The following is an 18,402-nucleotide window of genomic DNA, read 5'->3' on the forward strand; positions in this document are numbered from 1 at the left end:
TGGAGTGGATCCGCCGCCCGGCCCCGCCGCTGTGTTCGGCTCCAGGGTTTCCGCCGCGGGTGAGTGTGTGATTCGCCCCGCACGAGGGCGGGGATCGGCGTAGAACGAAGGGGAAGACTGCTCGGTTCAGTTCACTGGAAGGAGCGTCATGGTCGGCTTCACCCCGATTCGGCGGGGCGGGCCACAGCGGCTCGCGACCGCCCTCGCGTTCAGTGCACTTCTCGCCGTGGCCGCCGCAGGCTGCAGCAGCAACTCCGACGAATCCTCCACGACCACCACGCCGGCGGCGACGACCCAGGCGACGGCGACGACCCACGAGACGGGGACGGCCCACGCGACGGGGACTGCGGCCGGCGCCGCCGACACGGACGCGGTGACGCACGCGTTCGTCACCTTCTTCTCCGGCGAGACGCCCGGCGCCACGAAGATCACCCTCGTCCAGAACGGCGACGCGTTCGCGGACACCATCAACGCCCAGGCGAATTCCCCGATGGCGACCGGTACCACGGCCACGGTCTCGCACGTGGACGTCGATGCGCCCGGACACGCCACCGTCACCTACACGGTGCTGATCAACGGGCAGCCGGTGCTTGCCGACCAGACGGGCGAGGCCGTGCAGGTCGACGGGACCTGGAAGGTGGCGGAGTCCACGTTCTGCTCGCTGCTCACGCTCGAGGGCAACCCGCCGCCGGTATGCACCGCGACCTCCCCTATGGCACCGCCGGTACCGACGAGCTGAGAGTTCGATGGAGCCGGTGGCACTGACACCGGCGACCGCGCGGACGCGGCCGCGGCTCGCGCTGGCGACGTTGTGCGCGGTGCTGTTCCTGACCTTCCTGGACACCACGATCGTCAGCATGGCGCTCGGGGACGTGCAGGCCGACCTGCATGCCGGTGTCGTGCCGCTGCAGTGGGTGATAAACGCCTACACGCTGGTGTTCGCGAGCCTGATGCTCATCGGTGGCTCGTTGGGTGACCGGTGGGGCCGGCGCCGGGTGATGGTCGCCGGGATGGTGGTCTTCTGCGCGGGATCGGTCGTCGCGGCCGCGGCACCGACGACCGCCTTCCTGATCCTCGGCCGTGCCGTCATGGGTGTCGGTGCGGCGGCGTCGGAACCGGGCACCCTGTCGGTGATCAGGCACGTGTTCCCCGACCGCGCGGATCGCGCGAAGGCGCTCGGCGCCTGGGCGGGCGTGTCCGGTTTGGCCCTCGCTCTCGGACCGGTGGTCGGCGGGCTGCTTGTCGGCGCGTTCGACTGGCGCGCGGTGTTCTGGTTCAACCTGGCGCTCGGCGCCGTGCTGGTCGTCGCCGCGATGCGGTACGTCCCGGAGAGCTCGGATCCGCAGCCCGGTCGGCTCGACGTCGCGGGCTGTGTCCTCGGCGCGGGGTTCCTCGGCTGTGTCGTCTACGCCGCCATCGACGGGGAGACCGTCGGGTACGGCGCGACCTCGTCGGTGGTGCTGTTCACGATCGGTGCGCTCGCGCTGGTGGCGTTCGTGGCGGTGGAGTCGCGGACCCGCAACCCGATGCTGAACCTGCGCTATCTGCGGCCGCCACTGGTCCGCAGCGCGCTGATCGTCGCGTTCGCCGTGTACTTCGGGGTGTTCTCGATCTTCTTCTTCACCGCCCTGTACATGCAGCAGGTGTTCGGATATTCGGGGGAGCGGACCGCCGCGGTGTTCGGTCCGATGGCCGCAGCCATCGTGGCGGGCTCGGTGCTGTGCGGGTTCTGGGTGGCGCGCAGCGCGCCCGTGGTGCCGATGATCGTCGGCTGCCTGCTCGGCGCCGTGGGCATCCTCCTCACCCGTGGGGCGCTGGAGGGCACTCCCGCCTTCGGGACGCTGGCCGCCGCACTGACCGTTGCCGGACTCGGCTTCGGCATCGCCGTGGTGCCGTTGACGTCAGCGGTGTTGACGGGCGTGCCCGCCGCTCATTCCGGGATGGCCGCCGCGGCCACCAACACCATGCGGCAGATCGGTGCGGTGGTCGGGGTGGCGGCGCTCGGTTCCCTCGTCAACGCGCACCTGCACACGGACCTGACGACCAGGCTCACCGACCTGGACGTACCGACCACGTTCCAGGGGATCGTCGTCCATGCCATCGAGACCGGCGCCGTTCCCGAGGGCGGGGACGCGTCCGCGACCGCCGCCTACGGGCCGATCGTGCAGAAGGTCATCGACGCCGCGTTCGCCGCGTTCCACGCCGGCCTCGACACCGCACTCCTGGTGTCCGCGATCCTGATCCTGGCGGCGGCAGTGGTCGCGGCGACCTCGGTGCGGCGCGGTGCCCGGGGTGGCTACGAGCCTGTGACGGCCGACTAGGTGCGGGTCATGCCGGCGCGGCGTGTCGCCCGGTTCGGCTGCCGCCGTGGGCCGCCTGCCGGACCGCCGCCACCCACTGTGGCCACATCTGCACCCCGTCAGGGCGGTGGAGCACCGGATCGAAGTCGGCTTGCTCGGTGTCCTCGCAGGTCGTCGGAGGATCGAGCGACAGACGGCCCGCCGGTGTCGGATCGGAGCGTGCGGTTGCCAGGGACAGCGTGAAGAACAGCTGGTCGCCGCGTGAGAGCGCCCTGAGTGAACCGGTCCGGGGTTGCCCCGCCTCCGGCTTCGCAAGCGCCCACGTCAAAGCATCGTTCTCGGTGGTGCGGAACGCAGTGAGGCTGCTGTATCGCGCGCTGGACCAGCCGCGAGCGGGCAACGGCACCACCCTGGTCGTCGGTTGGGCCGACACGAGCAGAAGGTCCCAGGGGCCCGCGGCCAGGTGAAGTCTGACCGACAGCCCGAGCACGTCGGGAAGGGCGTTCGGGAGGCCGAGGGCACGCGACAGCCTGGCGGTGACCGGTATCCGTCCCTGCACGGGCCACCAGTGCGAGCCCAGTTCCGCGTGGCCCTGAGTCGCCACCCCGTTCGAGTGGAACAGCGGCACGCGGCGGAGTGCAGATGCGAACGTGGAGGGGACGCGGAGAACAGCGTCGATTTCATTCATGCCGGAGGCGGTACCCGATTCGGTCCGGCTTCAATCCAAACCGAGCGTTCAGTGCTCCTGACTGGTCCGCGATTCCTTCTCCGCGACAAGGAGATAGGCGGCCATCAGGCGCTTGAGCTCGGCGACCGCGTCGGAGTGCGACTGGCCGTCCTGCACGGAGAAGTTGAGCATCGAGTAGACGACGTGTACGAGCACCTCGGCCATCATGATCCGGCGGTCGCGGCGAGTGCGGGGAGTCAGCGGTGCCAGCATCGTCGCGATCTTCTCGGCGAGTTGCTTCTCGCTGATCTTGCCGGTCGCCCGCGTCGACGGTGTGGACTGCATCGCCAGCCACACCTCGCGGCGGGACGGGTCGGACGTCCACAGCTTGGCCAGGTGGTCGACGAAGCTGTCGAGGAACCGCAGCCAGTCCAGCGAGGGGATGACGCCGTCGAACTGCTCGAGCTCGTCGCGCACCGACGCGAAGTCCTGCCGGTTCAGCTCGCACACGATGACGTACTTGTTGGCGAAGAACTGGTACAGGGTGCCGATCGGAACGTCCGCGCGGGACGCGACCTCCTCGCAGGTGAACGACTCGAATCCGACCTCGGTCAGCAGGTCCCTTGCGGAGGCGAGCAGGGCGTCGAACTTGCGCCGGCTGCGCTCCTGCGTCGGGCGTTTGCGCGGCAGCAGCTCCTGCGGCGCGTCCGCGGCAGCGTCCGGGTCGGCGGGAACGGAAACCAGTGCCGGGTCCGCACGACGCGAGGCTCGGCTGCTGGTGATGGACTCCACCCACCAAGGTTAACCGGCAGGTGGGCCGGATTCGATCAACCGCGGATTCTGGTGTTTCCGCCGGTACCGGCAATCGCGTGTCAACCCCGCACGCGGCGCCGATACAGCACGGTCGCCCATCCGAATCCGGCCACCGCGATGGCGGCGCACCAGGCGACCGCCTGCCAGCCGCTGTGCCCGATCGGAGTGCCCATCAGCAGTCCCCGGACCGTCTCGATGACCGGGGTGACCGGCTGGTTCTCGGCGAACCACCGCAGCCAGGACGGCATCGTCTCCGCGGGTACGAACGCGCTCGACACGTACGGCAGGAACATGATCACGAAGGTGAACCCGGCGGCCGCCTCCGGGTTCTTCGCGAGGAGGCCCAGTGCCGTCGACAGATAGGACAGTGCGAACAGGAACAGGGCGAGGACCGCGAGCACGCCGAGCCAGCGCACCGGGTCGGCGGTGGGTCGAAAGCCCATCACGAGGGCGACGCCGATCACGACGGCCGTGGTGATCAGGTTTCTGACGACACTGGCGAGCACGTGTCCGGTCAGGAACGCGGACTGTGCCGTCGGGAGAGTGCGGAAGCGGTCGACGATGCCGTCCGTCATGTCGGTGGACACGCTGACCGCGGTGGTCGAGGCGCCGAAGGCCGCGCACAGCAGGATGATCCCGGGAACCACGTAGTCGAGGTAGGCCGTGCCGGTGTCGATCGCGCCGCCGAAGACGTACACGAACAGCAGCATCAACGCGATCGGCAGGGCGAGCGCCATGATCATCGAATCCGGGCTGCGGAGCAGGTGGGTCAGGTTCCGTCGCAGCATCACCGTCGAGTCGGTCACCGTGATCAGGCGCGGCAGGGCGGGAGTGGTCATCGCGAGCTCGCTTTCGTGGTGGGCTCACCGGCGGTGCGTCGAGAGCCGGTGAGGGCGAAGAAGACGTCGTCGAGGTTCGGGGTGTGCAGCGCGACCCGGTCGACGGTGATCGAGTCGTCGACCCGGCCGAGCAGGTCCTGGAGGGACGCGATGCTCCCGTCGGTGGGCACCGCCAGGGTCAACGCGTCCGCGTCCACCGACGCGGTGGGCAGGGAGTCGGCGGCGCGCAGGAGATCGTCGGCATCGGTGAACTGGAGTTCGAGATGCCCACCCGGAACGAGCGCTTCGAGTTCGCGTGCGGTGCCCTCCGCGACGATCCGGCCACCGTCGAGGACCGCGATCCGGTCGGCCAGTTCCTCCGCCTCGTCGAGGTACTGGGTGGTCAGGAAGACGGTGACCCCGCCGCGCACCAGTTCGCGGACGATCTCCCACATGTCCCGGCGGCTGCGAGGGTCGAGGCCGGTGGTCGGTTCGTCCAGGAAGATGACCGCGGGATCGGCGACGAGGCTCATCGCGATGTCGAGTCGCCGGACCATGCCGCCCGAGTAGGTGTCGACGCGGCGGTCCGCGGCGTCGACGAGGTCGAACCGCCCAAGCAGTTCGGCTGCGCGCCGCCGTGATTCCGGTCGGCCGAGGTGGTTCAGTTCGCCGACGAGGACGAGATTCTCGCGGCCGGTGAGCAACTTGTCGACGGCGGCGTACTGGCCGGTGACGCTGATGTTGCGCCGCACCGCCTGGGCAGATCCGGGGAGGTCGTGCCCGGCGACGACAACCGATCCGGAGTCGAACGGCAGGAGCGTCGACAGGATTCGCACAACGGTCGTCTTGCCGGCGCCGTTGGCGCCCAGCAGGGCGAAGACGGTGCCCGCGGGGACGTGAAGGTCGAGGTCGGCGAGCACGCTCCGGCCGCCGAAGGATTTGTGGAGGGCGGCGACGTCGATCGCGCCGCCGGAACGCGGGGTCATCTGGGGGCTCCGATTCGTGAGTACTGCACGGACCTGAAAAACTGCGTATGCCATAAACTGTGTTTACAACATACGCAGTTTTAGGATGAGCGCAAGAGGTGACCGGACGAGAGGGTGGATGTGGACAGCAGTGAGGTCGTGCCGGGGCCGGACCTGCCGCGCGCGGTGAAGCTCGCCTGGGGCCTGCTCGAACCCGGCTCCCGAGGTCCGCGACGCGGGCTGAGCCTCGACCGGATCCTCGACACCGCAGTCGAACTCGCGGATGTCGAAGGCGTGGAGGCGCTGTCGATGGCGCGGCTGGCGAAGCGGCTGGGCTTCACCACGATGTCGCTCTACCGCTATGTCGCGAGCAAGGACGAACTCGTCGACCTGATCAGCGACCGCGTCATCGGACCGCCGCCGGACATCCCGGCCGGCGGACCGTGGCGCCAGGCGCTCGGGGAATGGGCGCGGGCCGAGTACGGCGTGCTGATGCGTCACCGGTGGTGGCTGCGGTTGTCGCTGGGGGCGGTGCCGCCCACCGGGCCGAACAACATCGCGTGGCTCGACGCCGGGCTCGGTGCGCTGGCAGGCACGCCGCTTCCTGCGGGACTGCGGTTCCAGGTCGTCCTCAACACGTCGCTGTACGTGATCGGCCGGGCCAGGTTCGCGGCCGACTTCCTCGACGCACAGGAGGGGCCTGCGGCGCAGGCAGCCGCCGAACTGGACTACGGCGCGGTCCTCGGGAAGCTGATCGAGAAGGGGAACTACCCGCACCTCTCCGAGGCTCTGGCCGGAGGCGCGTTCGATTCCGAACCCGATGTCGAATGGAGCGACGCGGATTTCGCGTTTGCGCTGGATCTGTTCCTGGACGGTGTGGAACGGCTCGTCGACGCGTACTCCTGACGTGGCCGCCCCATTCGCGGGTTCATCCGATCCGGGTGAACTGCGCGTTCCGGGCTGCCGCACCGCGACCGCACGCGCAATAGTGCAGGGAGGAAGCCTGCGCCGTCGAATGACGGCCCGTCCGACGGGTGGTGGAGCCGATGAGTGTGGAAACTGCCGGAGCCGAGAGGTCCGAGCCCGAACGGCAGAAGCCGATACTGCCGGTGGGGCCGCGCCAGCAGTACATCACCTGGATAGCGCTGGCCATGATGACCACCAGTTCGGTGGCGAGCCTGCGGTCCGCGCCGTCGATGGCCGTGTACGGACTCGCCTGCGTGTTCCTGTACATCGTGCCTGCCATCGTGTTCCTGCTACCGACGTCGCTGGTCTCCGCGGAACTGGCGTCGGGCTGGTCCGGCGGCATCTACCGCTGGGTGGGGGAGGGGATCTCCGACAAGGCGGGATTCCTGGCCGTGTGGTGCCAGTTCGCGATGACGATCTTCTACTATCCGACGCTGCTCGGTTACGTGGCGAGCACCTTCGCGTACGTCATCAATCCCTCGCTGGCGTCGAACGGTCTGTACACCGCGATCATCATCGTCACCCTCTTCTGGACGGGGGTGTTCGTCTCCTCACGAGGCATGAAGGCGGTCGCGGGGTTGTCGAGTGCCGGACTGGTGCTCGGCACCCTCATTCCCGGCGCTCTGCTGATCGTGATGGGCATCGTGTTCCTCGGACAGGGCAATGCCTCGGCCGCGCCGATGGAGTTCTCCGCGCTGCTCCCGGCGTGGACCGGTATCGCGTCTCTGGTGCTGATCGTCAACAACTTCCTGTCCTACTCCGGCATGGAGATGAACGCGGTGCACGTCTCGAGCCTGCGCAAGCCGGGCTCCGAGTTCCCGCGGGCGATGTTCGTCGCCATGGGGTTGGTGCTCGCGATCTTCATCCTGCCCGCGGTCGCGATCAGCTGGGTGGTGCCCGCGGACAAGCTGTCCCTGACCGCCGGCGTGATGCAGGCCTTCGACACCTTCTTCGCGTACTTCGGGTTCGGCTGGGCCACACCGATTCTCGCGATGATGCTGATCGCCGCCTCGCTCGGCGGAATGCTGACATGGCTGGCGGGGCCGTCGAAGGGCCTGCTGATGATCGGCAGGCAGGACGGCTTCCTGCCGCCGTCGATGCAGAAGCTGAACAAGCACGGGATCCAGCAGAACATCCTCGTCGCGCAGGGTGCGGTGACCACGTTGATCGCGCTGCTGTACGCCTTCATTCCCGAGGTGTCGAGCGCCTACTGGATCCTGTCGGTGATCACCACCCAGGTGTACCTGGTGGTGTACCTGCTGATGTTCGTCGCGGCGATGCGGTTGCGCCGCAGCAAGCCGGATCATCCGCGTGGCTACCGCGCCCCGGCACTGTTCCTGCTGTGCTGGGTGGGCCTGATCTCGAGCGTGGCGGCGTTCTGCATCGGGTTCGTCCCGCCCTCGCAGTTCGGCGGCGGCAGCGTGTTCGTCTACGTGCTGATCGTCGGCGGCGGGTTCGGGATCGTCGGGCTCGGGGTGCCGCTGCTGATCCTGGCGATGCGCAAACCGTCGTGGAAACAGGACGTGACCGTCGACCCGCTCGAGGAGATCGCCGGACAGGAGGCGTGAAATGAGCACCACACCGACAAGCGGGTCCGTGCCGGAGGACGCCGTGAGCCTGGCACCCGGCGACGATCTGTACAAGCGCCCCGAGAACTCCCATCTGACCCTCTATCTCGTCGCCTTCGCCCTGTTCGTGGGGTTGGCGGTGTGGGGGCTGGTGGCGTTCAACCAGGACCAGCGCAGCGAGGAGGCGAACGCGATGGCCACCGAACTGGCCCTGCGCTTCTCGGCGGCCGGGCTGGATCCGCTCGACATCGACGCCACCGCCCGGGTGCTCGGCACCGACGGTGGGGCGGTCTGCGCGGACCCGGCCGCTGCCCTCAACAAGGCGACACTCGACCAGCAGATCGTCAGCGGCGCGGCCGGACCGGGGATGCGTCCGATCATCGCGACCCGGAACCTGCTTGTCGGTGAGCGGCTGGTGCTCGAGGTCTACTGCCCGGAGAACCTGGCGGACTTCGACGCCGCGGTGAGCGATCTGAAACTCGCGGACGACGAATGAGCAGGCGGTCAGGGAGAGGAGCGGACGTGAGCAACGATGTGACGACGAAGGACGGTGTCCGGGAAGCGGTCCGGGGGTTGATGCCCACCGCCCGTGAGGAGCTGGCCACCCTCGTGCGCTTCCGGTCGGTGGCCGATCCACGCCAGTTCCCGCCCGAGGAGTGCCTGGCTGCGGCGAACTGGGTCAAGGACGCGTTCATCGCGGCCGGGATCGGATCGGTGGAACTGATCGAGACCCCCGACGGCTCGAACGCGGTCGTCGGGCACCAGCCCGGGCCGCCGGGTGCGCCGACGGTCCTGCTCTACTGCCACTACGACGTGCAGCCGCCCGGTGACGAAACCAAGTGGCACACCGACCCGTTCGAGCTCACCGAGCGCGACGGCCGGTGGTACGGGCGCGGCGCCGCCGACTGCAAGGGCAACATCGTGATGCACCTGCTGGCACTGCGCGCGCTGCGCAGCCCGGAGACGCCGCAGACCCCGTTCCCGATCGGGATCAGGGTCGTCGCCGAGGGCACCGAGGAGATGGGCACCGGCGGTCTCGAGGCGTTGGTGGAGTCGAGGCCCGAACTGTTCCAGGCCGACATGATCCTCGTAGTCGACACCGGCAACGCCGAGGTCGGCGAGCCGACCGCGACCATCACCCTGCGCGGCGTCGCGAACGTAGTGGTGCACGTGGAAACCCTGGCGAGCGAGGTGCACTCGGGGATGTTCGGCGGGCCCGCCCCGGATGCCCTTGCGGCATTGGTCCAGATTCTGTCCACTCTGCGGGACGCGAACGGGGACACCGTCGTCGACGGACTCGACACCGGGCAGAGCTGGGACGGTGCGGCGTACGCGGAGGAGCAGTTCCGTACCGACGCAGGTGTCCTGGACGGCGTCGAGCTGGTGGGGACCGGCACTGTCGCGGACCGGGTGTGGGCGCGTCCGGCGCTGACCATCCTGGGCATCGACTGCCCGCCGGTGGTCGGGTCGGCGGCGGCGATCCAGCCGCGGGCGTCGGCGCGACTGAACCTGAGGGTGCCGCCCGGCATGGATCCGCAGGTCGCGCAGGACGCGCTCACCGCGCACCTGCTCGCCCGGGCGCCGTGGGGTGCGAAGGTGACCGTCGAGCCCGAACAGCTCGGCTCGCCGTTCCGGGCGCGCACCGACGGTCCCGGGTACGCCGCACTCGGGGCGGCGATGGCCGAGGCGTTCGGGAAACCGCTCGGGACCGTCGGGCAGGGCGGGTCGATCCCGCTGTGCAATGTGTTCGCCGAGCAGGTTCCCGGCGCCGAGATCGTCATGCTCGGCGTCGAGGAACCGCGCTGCCTGATCCACGCCCCGAACGAGAGCGTCGATCCGTCGGAGATCGAGAACCTTGCTGTCGCCGAGGCGTTGTTCCTGGGCCGCTTCGGTTCCTGAGCCTTCCGGCCGAAGGGCACCTTCGTGCGCGTAGAGCGCACGAAGGTGCCCTTCGGCCGTTCAAGGACTCGGTGGGCGTCAGACGGACAGGTCGCGGCGCAGCTTCGCGACGTGCCCGGTGGCGCGCACGTTGTACTGCGCGACCTCGATCTTGCCGTTCTCGTCGACGAGGAACGTCGAGCGGATCACGCCCTGCACCTTCTTGCCGTACATGGTCTTCTCGCCGAATGCGCCCCACGCCGTCAGCGTCGACCGGTCGGGGTCGGACAGCAGCGGGAAGGTCAGCGACTCCTTGTCGCGGAACTTGGCGAGCTTGGCCGGCTTGTCGGGGGAGATGCCGAGCACGTCGAGCCCGGCCTCGTTCAGTTCGCCCAGGTTGTCGCGGAAGTCGCATGCCTGCTTCGTGCAGCCCGGCGTGCTCGCCGCCGGGTAGAAGTAGACGATGACCTTGCGACCGCGGTAGTCGGACAGCGAGACCTCGTTGCCGTCGGCGTCGGGCAGGGTGAAGTCGGGTGCGGTGTCTCCGGCGGAGAGTCTGATGTTCTCGGTCACGACGGTCAGGCTACTTGCCGCCTCGCTCCGGGTACGGTCATGGCAGGAAAGACCGACCACGAGAGGAAGTCCACGTGCCCAGGGACACCGACAGCATCGAGCGCGACATCGAGCAGGCGCGCAACCAGCTCGCCGCCACCCTCGACGAGCTGAGCGTTCGCACCAACCCGAAGCGGCTGGTCGACAACACCAAGACGGCGCTGGTCGCCAAGGTGAACGAGCCGCCGGTGAAGTACTCGCTGATGGGGGCGGGCGCGCTGATCGCGGTCCTGGTGCTGCGCAAGATCTTCCGCTGAGCGGGCAGATACGACGACAGGCCCCGGTCGGGGACCGGGGCCTGTCGTGTTGGTGCGCCATCAGGGACTTGAACCCCGAACCCGCTGATTAAGAGTCAGCTGCTCTGCCAATTGAGCTAATGGCGCTCGGTGTGTTCCGCGAAAGTGCGGGACACGACACGATTCAGGCCCCGATCTGTGCTGGATGAAACAGCCAGGACCGGGGCCTGTCGTGTTGGTGCGCCATCAGGGACTTGAACCCCGAACCCGCTGATTAAGAGTCAGCTGCTCTGCCAATTGAGCTAATGGCGCCTGGTGCGTCTTGCGAGAACTGGTCTCGCTCGGTGCGAAGAGAACATTAACAGCACTGCCCACGGTATGCGAAATCGGCTGGTCACACCGGCTGTGCGGTGCACGGGAGGTAACGCAGGCGCGGGCCGGATCGATTGCAATGTGAACGTTACGGGTCGGACCGGGGGTGCCGCAGGTCCTGTTCTGCAAAGACCTGGCAAAATCGCTGTGCACAGGTCGCCAGAGGCGGATCGTGCCCGGTCGGGGTTCGGCGGCCCGTCGAGTACACGGTGTGAAGTGGGGTAACGGTGAGGAAGTTTCGGCTGGTTGTCGCGTTGGGGGCGGCGGCCGTGGTGCTCGGATCGTCGGCATGCACGGTTCCGTCGAGTGGGGAGGCGTCCGCCGCGCCGGCGATCGACGTGAACCCGGTCACCGAGCTGATCAAACCGAAACTCTCGGCAGTGGTCGCCGACGGTGCGGTCGGGCATTCCCCGAGTGAACCGGTCGCGGTGCAGGTGGCCGACGGCAAGCTGTCGTCCGTCATCCTCGTCGACGCCGCGGGTGCCGTGGTACCCGGTGCGATCGCCCCCGACGGCCGTTCGTGGGTGAACACCGAGCCGCTGCTGTACGACGGCAGCTACCGGCTCGAGGCCGAGGCCTTCGGTCTCGGTGGGTCCGGCGCCCTGGTGTCGAACTTCACGACCAGTGCGCCCGGCAACCTGACCAAGCCCTACATCCTGCCGACCGAGGGCGAGATCGTCGGGATCGGTCAGCCCGTGGCGGTCCAGTTCGACGAGAACATCCCCGACCGCAAGGCCGCGCAGGACGCGATCACCGTCGTCACCAACCCGCCCGTCGAGGGCGCCTTCTACTGGGTCAACAACCGCGAGGTCCGGTGGCGGCCCGAGAACTACTGGGCGCCCGGGACGACCGTCACCGTCGACGTGAAGGTCTTCGGCCGCGACCTCGGCGACGGACTGTTCGGGCAGTCGGACCAGCGATCCGAGTTCCGGATCGGCGACGCGATGATCGCCACCGCCGACGACAACACCAAGCAGGTCACCTTCGAGCGCAACGGCCAGGTGGTGATGACCATGCCGACGTCGATGGGCAAGGACGACACCCCGACCGACAACGGCGTCTACATCATCGGCGACCGGTTCGAGCACCTCGTGATGGACTCGTCCACCTACGGGGTTCCGGTGAACTCCCCGGACGGCTACAAGACCCCGGTGGACTGGGCGACCCGGATGTCGTACAGCGGCATCTTCTTCCACTCGGCGCCGTGGTCGGTCGGGCAGCAGGGCTACTCGAACACCAGCCACGGCTGCCTGAACCTGAGTCCCGCCAACGCGAAGTGGGTGTTCGACAACACCAAGCGCGGTGACATCGCGATCGTGAAGAACACCGTCGGCGGCACCCTGTCCGGTGTCGACGGCCTCGGAGACTGGAACATCCCGTGGGCGACGTGGAAGGCAGGCAACGCCGCCGTCTGACCCCACCCGGCCCCGACCGAATGTGGGTTTCGGTCACTTCACGTGACCGAAACCCACATTCGGTCATTTGGATAGGAGGGTGGCCAGGAGCGTGAAACTGTCGTGCGCGCCGACGGCGGCCACGGCCCGCTGCACCCCGACCCGGGAGATCTCGAACGGTTGCATCCGTTCCCCCGCCTCCGCCGTACACACGGCAGCCAGGAACCACTCGGTGACGGCGGCGCGGTACAGGGTCCAGGTGCGGTCGGGGTCGACCTCGACGCCGACCGCGGCGAGCCGGCTGGTGTAGCGCTCCACCAGTTCGCGTTCGACGACCCGCAGCAGATCGGGATCGACGGATGCGGTCAGGAAGTACGCGACGTCCCGGATGCCCGCCCCGGAACTGGCGACCTGCCAGTCGAGGAATCCAGGTGAGCCCGCTTCGAAGAAGAGATTGCCCGGATGCGGGTCGCCGTGGATCAGCGTCTGCGGCTGCGCGGCCCACAACCTGTCGATGTCGGCGCTGCGCTCGTAGAAGATCCGGCACTGCCGTTTGATCCCCGCCGGGATCAGATCCGACGTGTGTCCGGAGATCTCGCCAAGGAACCGTCGACGGATCAGGTCACCGAGCCGGACCTCGGCCGCCGAACGGTGCGCGAGCGGCCTCAGGTCATCGGCAAATCGGTCGGTGTCCCAGTAGGCAGCGTGCAGGTCGGCCAGGGCGTCGACGACGGCACGGGCCTCGGCCGCCGTCAACGCATCGACGCAGGTGCGGAACTCCGCCGTCGGCGAGACGTCCTCCAGGACGAGGACGGCACGTCGCCGCAGTCGATCCTCCTTCGCCGCATGGCATCGCGGCGCCCGCACCGGAGGGTTGTCACCGAGAGCCCGATAGGCGGCCACCTCCTTCGTGCCGAGCCGGAAGACGTTCATCAGCACGTGCTGCAGATAGTTGCGTGGCGGCATCTTGCAGAACAGGCTGTCGGGCAGGTCGGCCTCCGACTGCACGGCGATGCGGGCCCGCGCCGCCGTCCCCGAGTCGTGATCGACGACCCGCACCGACGTGATCGCTCCGGGTGGGACGCGGAGGGCGTCGGCGAGCCAGAGCGGGGTGACCTCCTCGACGCGCAGCGGCACCGCCGCGGGACGGGGTACGGCCCGGTCGGCTGCGGCCCGGAGTGCCTCGGTGACCGCCATGCCCACGCCGAGGGCGGTCGAGGCCGCCCGGGGCGCCCGGGGGCCTGTGTCGGTCACCCGGTCCCCGTCTCGGTCTGCGCCGCCGCGGCCGCCTGGCGTGCCTCGCGTTCCTCCTTGTTACGCACGAGCTCTCGGAACCCGATCCGCGGAAGCGCGGGCTTCGGCTGGACACCCCACTGATCTTGGGCGGTGTCCCGGCCTGCCCCTTCGGGTTCGCCGCCGAACGGCGGGCCGCCGATCGGATAGGGGTACTCGCACGTGGCGTTCTCGTCGGCCCACCGGACCTTCATGAACTCGTCGCAGATCTCGGTGAACGACAGGGTGGGAAAGCCGTACCAGATGGCGAGTGCGGGAACCGTCATCGAACCTTCGACGACGAGGGCGAAGAGGCAGATGATGATGCCCCGCTTGAGCCATCCGTGCATTCGCGAGAACTCTTTGGTGGTGCCCAGAGGCAGGTCCTCGTCGGATCCGGTTCCGGTCTCGGTCGATGTTGCCTTGCTCATGGGTTCTCCTCGAGGGACGGTGTACGACCCGGTATCCGGTTCAATCCGAGAAGATCTCGCGATTGACGGTGTGCAGGTAGGGGATTGCCAGGAATGGGGTGATGTAGAAGATGTCGAAGAGCCACCATCCGATGACCGGGACGACCGTTCCGTCGAAGCGGATGTCGGCGTACATGGTCATGTTGACGATGTAGCCGACCCAGATGACCACGCCGAACCAGCAGGTGACGATCAGCCATTGGTGACCCCACCGCTTCATCTGGAGGAAGGCGATGCCGGCCGCGATCCGCATGGGGAACACGATGAAGATGCAGGCGATCTCCCAGCCCTTCTCGCCGGGGGCGGCGGATCCGCCGATCCACATTTCGTTGTAGTGCCAGAAGTAGCCGTTGTCGACGAAGTTGCCCCAGGCGGTGAAGAACACCCGGTTCAGCAGCGAGTGACTGGCCAGCACGTCCAGGGTCCAGCCGATGCTGTTGAGGAAGGCGTCGAGGATCACCAGGTACCCGATCAGGGTGACCATGATGGGCCGCACCGAGAGGCCGGATTGTTGTGCCTTGCGCTGGAGGTAGAGCCCGCGGAGGAAGATCGGCAGCCCGACGAATCCGAAGACCAGTGTGCCCATGAACGCGGTGCCGATGGTGAGCCACCGATCGGCCTCGCGCTGAGCGGTGCGACTGTCGGTCTCGTGTTCGTCCTGGGTGAGACCCGTCGTCGGCGGACTGCCTGTGGTGGCCTTCTCGGAGGTGCGCCGGCGGGTGGTCGGGAAGTTCATGCCGGTGCCCTACCAGTCCCGGTGCAGCGACATGTTGAGTTGGATCAGGAACATGGCCAGCAGGAATCCGTACATGGCGATCTGAAAGACGATGAGCGCGCGCTTCCTTCGCCGGTCTTGCTCGTTCATGTCGGTTCTCCTCGAGGTGTCGGAACTGTTCACGCTGTGTCGATGCGAGGCGATCTCTGGGCGTCAATCCGAGAAGATCTCGCGATTGACCGTGTGTAAGTACGGGATTGCCAGGAACGGGGTGATGTAGAAGATGTCGTAGAGCCACCATCCGATTACGGGCAGGATGGTTCCGGTGAAGCGCAGGTCGGCGTAGACCGTCATGTTCGTGATGTAGCCGACCCAGATCACCACGCCGAACCAGCAGGTCACCGTCAGCCATTGGTGTCCCCATCGCTTCATCTGCAGGAAGGCGATCGCCGCGGCGACCCGCATCGGGAAGACCACGAAGACACAGGCGATCTCCCAGCCCTTCTCACCGGGTGCGGCGGATCCGCCGATCCACAACTCGTTGTAGTGCCAGAAGTACCCGTTGTCGGCGTAATTGCCCCAGGCGGTGAAGAAGACGCGGTTGAGGAGCGTGTGGTTGGCGATCAGGTCCAGCGCCCAGCCGACGGTGTTGAGGAAGGCGTCGAGGATGACCAGGTAGCCGATCAGGGTGACCATGATCGGCCGGACCGACAGACCCTCCTGCTGTGCCTTGCGCTGCAACCAGACTCCACGAAGAAAGATGGGCAGCCCGAAGAGGCCGAGGACGTAGGTGCCCATCAGTGCGGTGCCCGCAATGAGCCAGTAGTCGGCCCGCCGCTGCGCCGACCGGCTGTCGTCTTCGTGCTCGTCGTAGGTCGGCCCGGTGCGGACCGTGCTCGTCATCGCTGCTCCGCCCCGGCCAGGTGTGCCGCGGCGATCTCGCGAAGCCCCTCGTGGATGGCGCCGTCACTGCTCAGGGGTGCCAGGACGCAGGCCTCGGCCGCTTCCATCTCGCCTGCACCGGCGGCGATCAGCCGTGCCGCGGCCACCAGGACACGGGTCGAGGGTGGTTCGAAGTGGAAGACGTCGTCGGCATCACGAATGGTGATGGCGCAGCGGATGAGTCGCTCTGCGACGGCTGCGTCCACTCCCGACTCGGCGACCAGGACGTCGATCTCACGGTCGGGCGGGAGGTAGTCCATGGGCACGGTCACGAACCGCTGGCGAAACGACGGTTTGAGGTCCTTGAGCGAGCTCCGGTAGGCGGGATTGTAGGAGCAGACGAGCATGAAACTCGTAGGTGCGGGAATGGTTTCGTTGGCGCGATCGAGGTACAGGGTGCGCCGGTGGTCGGTGAGCGAGTGCAGGATCGCGAGCGAATCGTGACGGGCCTCGACGACCTCGTCGAGATAGCAGATCGCCCCGGTCCTGACGGCGGTGGTCAGCGGTCCGTCGGTCCACACCACGTCACCGCCGGTGACCATGAAGCGACCGACCAGGTCGGCGCTGGTGAGGTCGTCGTGGCAGCTGATCGTGATCACCGGACGGCCGAGGAGGTGTCCCATGTGCTCGACGAACCGGGTCTTTCCGCAGCCGGTCGGGCCGGTGAGCATCACCGGCATGTGCTCGGCGTACGCCCACTCGAGGAGCTGAACTTCGTTGCCGCCTGCCAGGTAGAGATCGTCGTTCATTCGGAAACCAGCTTTCGATGGATGTGTGCCAGTACTTCCGGGAGGTCGTCCACGTTGCGGATTCGGCGAGACCTGCGGTCCCCGAACACTTCCGGGAGGGGATCGACGCGTACCGGTCCGATGCCGATGTAGTACACGGCGACGCCGGCCTCGTCGGCTTCGTCGAGGGCATGGGAGACGTCGGCCCAGGCGTACCGGCCCTCGTATCCCTCGTCCGACATGAGGCCGTCGCCGATGACGATGAGCAGGCGTCGTTCGGACGGTTGATCGAGCAGGCGCCGGGTGAGATGCCGGATCGGTGCGCCGAGGCGGGTGTAGCCGCCTGCGCTCAGGCCCAGGCTGCTCGGGTCGACGAAGTGCGGATCGGCGAAGTCCTTGAGGCAGCTCACCTCCACGCGGTGCCGGGTATTCCCGGAGAACACGAAGATGCCGTGCTTCTCCCGCGACAGCGTCATCGCTCGCGAGAGCGCGTCCGCGCACGCCAGCTCGGTGCGGAAGGCCCGCCCACCGTTCGTGCTCAGCGATGAGCTCCCGTCGAGGAGCAGCGCGGTGCTGACGTCGCGTGAACTCGGTAGCAGTTCACGAAAGACCCGCGGCTCGTCCGCTTCGCCGGCGCGGGTGTCGATGTAGTGGGACACGTAGCGGTCCACGTCGATGTCGGAGCCGTCGTCGAGGCCCGTGCGCATCGCGCGATGGGTGTGCTCGGCGAACCACCGGCGGATGTCGGGGGACACGGCCGAGACCGGGCTGTGGCGCGTCGGGTACCTGCGCTCGAGCACCGCGACGTGATCGGGCAGGAACTCGTCACGCCACATGTTCCACTCGGGATACGGGATGCCGGCGCGCTGGTCCGGACGGATCTCGATCTCCTCGTTCTCGGGTTTGCTCGGTGGCGGGAGGTTGGAGTTGCGCGCACCACCGTCACCGCCGACCGGCACGGACATCAGTCGCTTGGCGTCGGTGCGCGACGACGTCCAGGGCATGCGTCCGTACGCGCGTCGCACCGCTGCGGAGAGTGCACCGCGTGCGGGGGCCCGCAGGGGGAGGTTCCCCAGAACGGGATGACCGTCGATCGGTTTGCGTGAGCGCGCGAGGGACAGGGCCCGCTCGATCATCTCCGCGCCCTCGAGGTCGTGGTCACCGATCTCGAGATGCGGTACGAGGCGCCGGATCTCGGGCAGGAGGCCGGGGAGCCGGTCGGCGATCCAGCCTGCGGCCACGCTGCCCTCGACCAGGGACAGTGCCCCGAGCTGTCGCGGGTCGAGTTGGTGCAGCTCGTACCCTGCGATCCGGTCCTTCGAGGGCGAACACTGCAGGGCCACGCCGCATGTCAGCGTCGATCGCTGCCAGTCCGGTCCGAGTGCGGGGTACGGGACGTTGACGATGCGACGGCTGGGACTCAACCCGAACCCGCGGTGGGGACCGGTCATCAGGCGGACGCCGTCGCGTCGCTGCTCGGAGAAGGCGACCGCGGTGAGCCCGCAGCTCCGCTCGACGGTCAACGCGTGTGAGGTCTCGGCGACGGTCATGACGCACCGGCCCCGGGGTGCGTGGGTGTGCGGTGCGTTTCGCTCAGAAGGTCCCGATGTTGCGCATGATCCAGTACCAGAACGCGATGACCAGAACCATTACGCCCCAGGCGAATGCGAGTCGAACGATTTCCTG

19 protein-coding genes and 2 tRNA genes are annotated in these 18,402 nt (G+C 67.9%); 8 read left to right on the top strand and 13 right to left on the bottom strand.

Going from position 1 to position 18,402, the window contains the following annotated elements:
- The first annotated feature begins 148 nt into the window (after positions 1 to 148).
- Both ACWEPG_RS10850 and ACWEPG_RS10855 read left to right on the top strand, forming a co-directional pair.
- Positions 149 to 739, top strand: coding sequence for a hypothetical protein (locus ACWEPG_RS10850; RefSeq protein WP_450117118.1), 591 nt, complete (start codon positions 149 to 151; stop codon positions 737 to 739).
- 16 nt (positions 740 to 755) lie between these two features.
- A complete protein-coding gene (locus ACWEPG_RS10855; RefSeq protein ID WP_452594376.1) occupies positions 756 to 2,321 on the top strand; it encodes an MFS transporter in 1,566 nt (521 codons plus the stop codon).
- Positions 2,322 to 2,328: 7 nt separating this feature from the next.
- Here the strand turns inward: ACWEPG_RS10855 and ACWEPG_RS10860 are convergent, their stop codons facing one another.
- The 4 genes from ACWEPG_RS10860 to ACWEPG_RS10875 all read right to left on the bottom strand — a co-directional run bounded on the left by ACWEPG_RS10860 (position 2,329) and on the right by ACWEPG_RS10875 (position 5,584).
- Positions 2,329 to 2,988 (bottom strand): phosphodiesterase, encoded by a 660-nt coding sequence (locus ACWEPG_RS10860; protein WP_450117120.1) that lies wholly within the window; start codon positions 2,986 to 2,988, stop codon positions 2,329 to 2,331.
- 48 nt (positions 2,989 to 3,036) lie between these two features.
- The gene (locus ACWEPG_RS10865; protein WP_450117121.1) at positions 3,037 to 3,759 is read right to left on the bottom strand and encodes a TetR/AcrR family transcriptional regulator; all 723 of its coding nucleotides are present in this window, start codon (positions 3,757 to 3,759) and stop codon (positions 3,037 to 3,039) included.
- An 80-nt stretch (positions 3,760 to 3,839) separates the two neighbouring features.
- Positions 3,840 to 4,619, bottom strand: a complete 780-nt coding sequence (locus ACWEPG_RS10870; RefSeq protein ID WP_450117122.1) for an ABC transporter permease — start codon at positions 4,617 to 4,619, stop codon at positions 3,840 to 3,842.
- On the bottom strand, positions 4,616 to 5,584 hold the full coding sequence (locus ACWEPG_RS10875) for an ATP-binding cassette domain-containing protein (RefSeq protein ID WP_450117123.1): 969 nt from the start codon (positions 5,582 to 5,584) through the stop codon (positions 4,616 to 4,618). Before ACWEPG_RS10875 ends, ACWEPG_RS10870 begins: the two co-directional genes overlap by 4 nt.
- Before the next feature lie 120 nt (positions 5,585 to 5,704).
- Here ACWEPG_RS10875 and ACWEPG_RS10880 point away from each other — a divergent pair, with 120 nt between their 5' ends.
- The 4 genes from ACWEPG_RS10880 (at position 5,705) to ACWEPG_RS10895 (ending at position 9,996) form a co-directional block, all read left to right on the top strand.
- Positions 5,705 to 6,469, top strand: coding sequence for a TetR/AcrR family transcriptional regulator (locus ACWEPG_RS10880; protein ID WP_452594377.1), 765 nt, complete (start codon positions 5,705 to 5,707; stop codon positions 6,467 to 6,469).
- A 140-nt stretch (positions 6,470 to 6,609) separates the two neighbouring features.
- Positions 6,610 to 8,097: an APC family permease gene (locus ACWEPG_RS10885; protein WP_450117125.1), complete on the top strand. Its 1,488-nt coding sequence runs from the start codon at positions 6,610 to 6,612 to the stop codon at positions 8,095 to 8,097.
- Position 8,098: 1 nt separating this feature from the next.
- Complete coding sequence (locus ACWEPG_RS10890) at positions 8,099 to 8,593, top strand: hypothetical protein (RefSeq protein WP_450117126.1); 495 nt, start codon at positions 8,099 to 8,101, stop codon at positions 8,591 to 8,593.
- A 26-nt stretch (positions 8,594 to 8,619) separates the two neighbouring features.
- Positions 8,620 to 9,996, top strand: coding sequence for a M20/M25/M40 family metallo-hydrolase (locus ACWEPG_RS10895; protein WP_450117127.1), 1,377 nt, complete (start codon positions 8,620 to 8,622; stop codon positions 9,994 to 9,996).
- 78 nt (positions 9,997 to 10,074) lie between these two features.
- On the opposite strand, the gene bcp is transcribed toward ACWEPG_RS10895, so the two are convergent.
- Positions 10,075 to 10,548, bottom strand: coding sequence for a thioredoxin-dependent thiol peroxidase (bcp, locus tag ACWEPG_RS10900; protein WP_450134237.1), 474 nt, complete (start codon positions 10,546 to 10,548; stop codon positions 10,075 to 10,077).
- Between the two features lie 74 nt (positions 10,549 to 10,622).
- On the opposite strand from bcp, the gene ACWEPG_RS10905 reads away from it, so the two are divergent.
- Positions 10,623 to 10,844 carry a DUF3618 domain-containing protein gene (locus ACWEPG_RS10905; RefSeq protein ID WP_450134238.1) on the top strand — a complete coding sequence of 74 codons (222 nt, stop codon included), beginning with the start codon at positions 10,623 to 10,625 and terminating at the stop codon, positions 10,842 to 10,844.
- Between the two features lie 50 nt (positions 10,845 to 10,894).
- Here ACWEPG_RS10905 and ACWEPG_RS10910 read toward each other — a convergent pair.
- Together ACWEPG_RS10910 and ACWEPG_RS10915 are read right to left on the bottom strand one after the other, a co-directional pair.
- Positions 10,895 to 10,970 (bottom strand) — tRNA-Lys (locus ACWEPG_RS10910).
- Positions 10,971 to 11,059: 89 nt separating this feature from the next.
- A tRNA-Lys gene (locus ACWEPG_RS10915) sits at positions 11,060 to 11,135 on the bottom strand.
- A gap of 287 nt (positions 11,136 to 11,422) precedes the next feature.
- On the opposite strand from ACWEPG_RS10915, the gene ACWEPG_RS10920 reads away from it, so the two are divergent.
- Positions 11,423 to 12,610, top strand: coding sequence for a L,D-transpeptidase (locus tag ACWEPG_RS10920; RefSeq protein WP_452594378.1), 1,188 nt, complete (start codon positions 11,423 to 11,425; stop codon positions 12,608 to 12,610).
- Between the two features lie 63 nt (positions 12,611 to 12,673).
- On the opposite strand, the gene ACWEPG_RS10925 is transcribed toward ACWEPG_RS10920, so the two are convergent.
- The 6 genes from ACWEPG_RS10925 to ACWEPG_RS10950 form a co-directional block, all read right to left on the bottom strand.
- Entirely contained in the window at positions 12,674 to 13,843 is a 1,170-nt protein-coding gene (locus ACWEPG_RS10925; RefSeq protein WP_452594379.1) for a phosphotransferase family protein, read from the bottom strand.
- Complete coding sequence (locus ACWEPG_RS10930; protein WP_450115864.1) at positions 13,840 to 14,292, bottom strand: hypothetical protein; 453 nt, start codon at positions 14,290 to 14,292, stop codon at positions 13,840 to 13,842. The genes ACWEPG_RS10925 and ACWEPG_RS10930 overlap by 4 nt, the downstream gene beginning before the upstream one ends.
- A gap of 40 nt (positions 14,293 to 14,332) precedes the next feature.
- Complete coding sequence (locus ACWEPG_RS10935) at positions 14,333 to 15,067, bottom strand: hypothetical protein (RefSeq protein WP_452594380.1); 735 nt, start codon at positions 15,065 to 15,067, stop codon at positions 14,333 to 14,335.
- Positions 15,068 to 15,259: 192 nt separating this feature from the next.
- Positions 15,260 to 15,949 carry a hypothetical protein gene (locus ACWEPG_RS10940; protein WP_450115866.1) on the bottom strand — a complete coding sequence of 230 codons (690 nt, stop codon included), beginning with the start codon at positions 15,947 to 15,949 and terminating at the stop codon, positions 15,260 to 15,262.
- Positions 15,946 to 16,737, bottom strand: a complete 792-nt coding sequence (locus ACWEPG_RS10945; protein WP_450115867.1) for an AAA family ATPase — start codon at positions 16,735 to 16,737, stop codon at positions 15,946 to 15,948. Before ACWEPG_RS10945 ends, ACWEPG_RS10940 begins: the two co-directional genes overlap by 4 nt.
- Positions 16,734 to 18,266 carry a VWA domain-containing protein gene (locus ACWEPG_RS10950; protein ID WP_450115868.1) on the bottom strand — a complete coding sequence of 511 codons (1,533 nt, stop codon included), beginning with the start codon at positions 18,264 to 18,266 and terminating at the stop codon, positions 16,734 to 16,736. The genes ACWEPG_RS10945 and ACWEPG_RS10950 overlap by 4 nt, the downstream gene beginning before the upstream one ends.
- Positions 18,267 to 18,402: the final 136 nt, after the last annotated feature.

This window comes from Rhodococcus sp. NPDC004095, assembly GCF_053604015.1.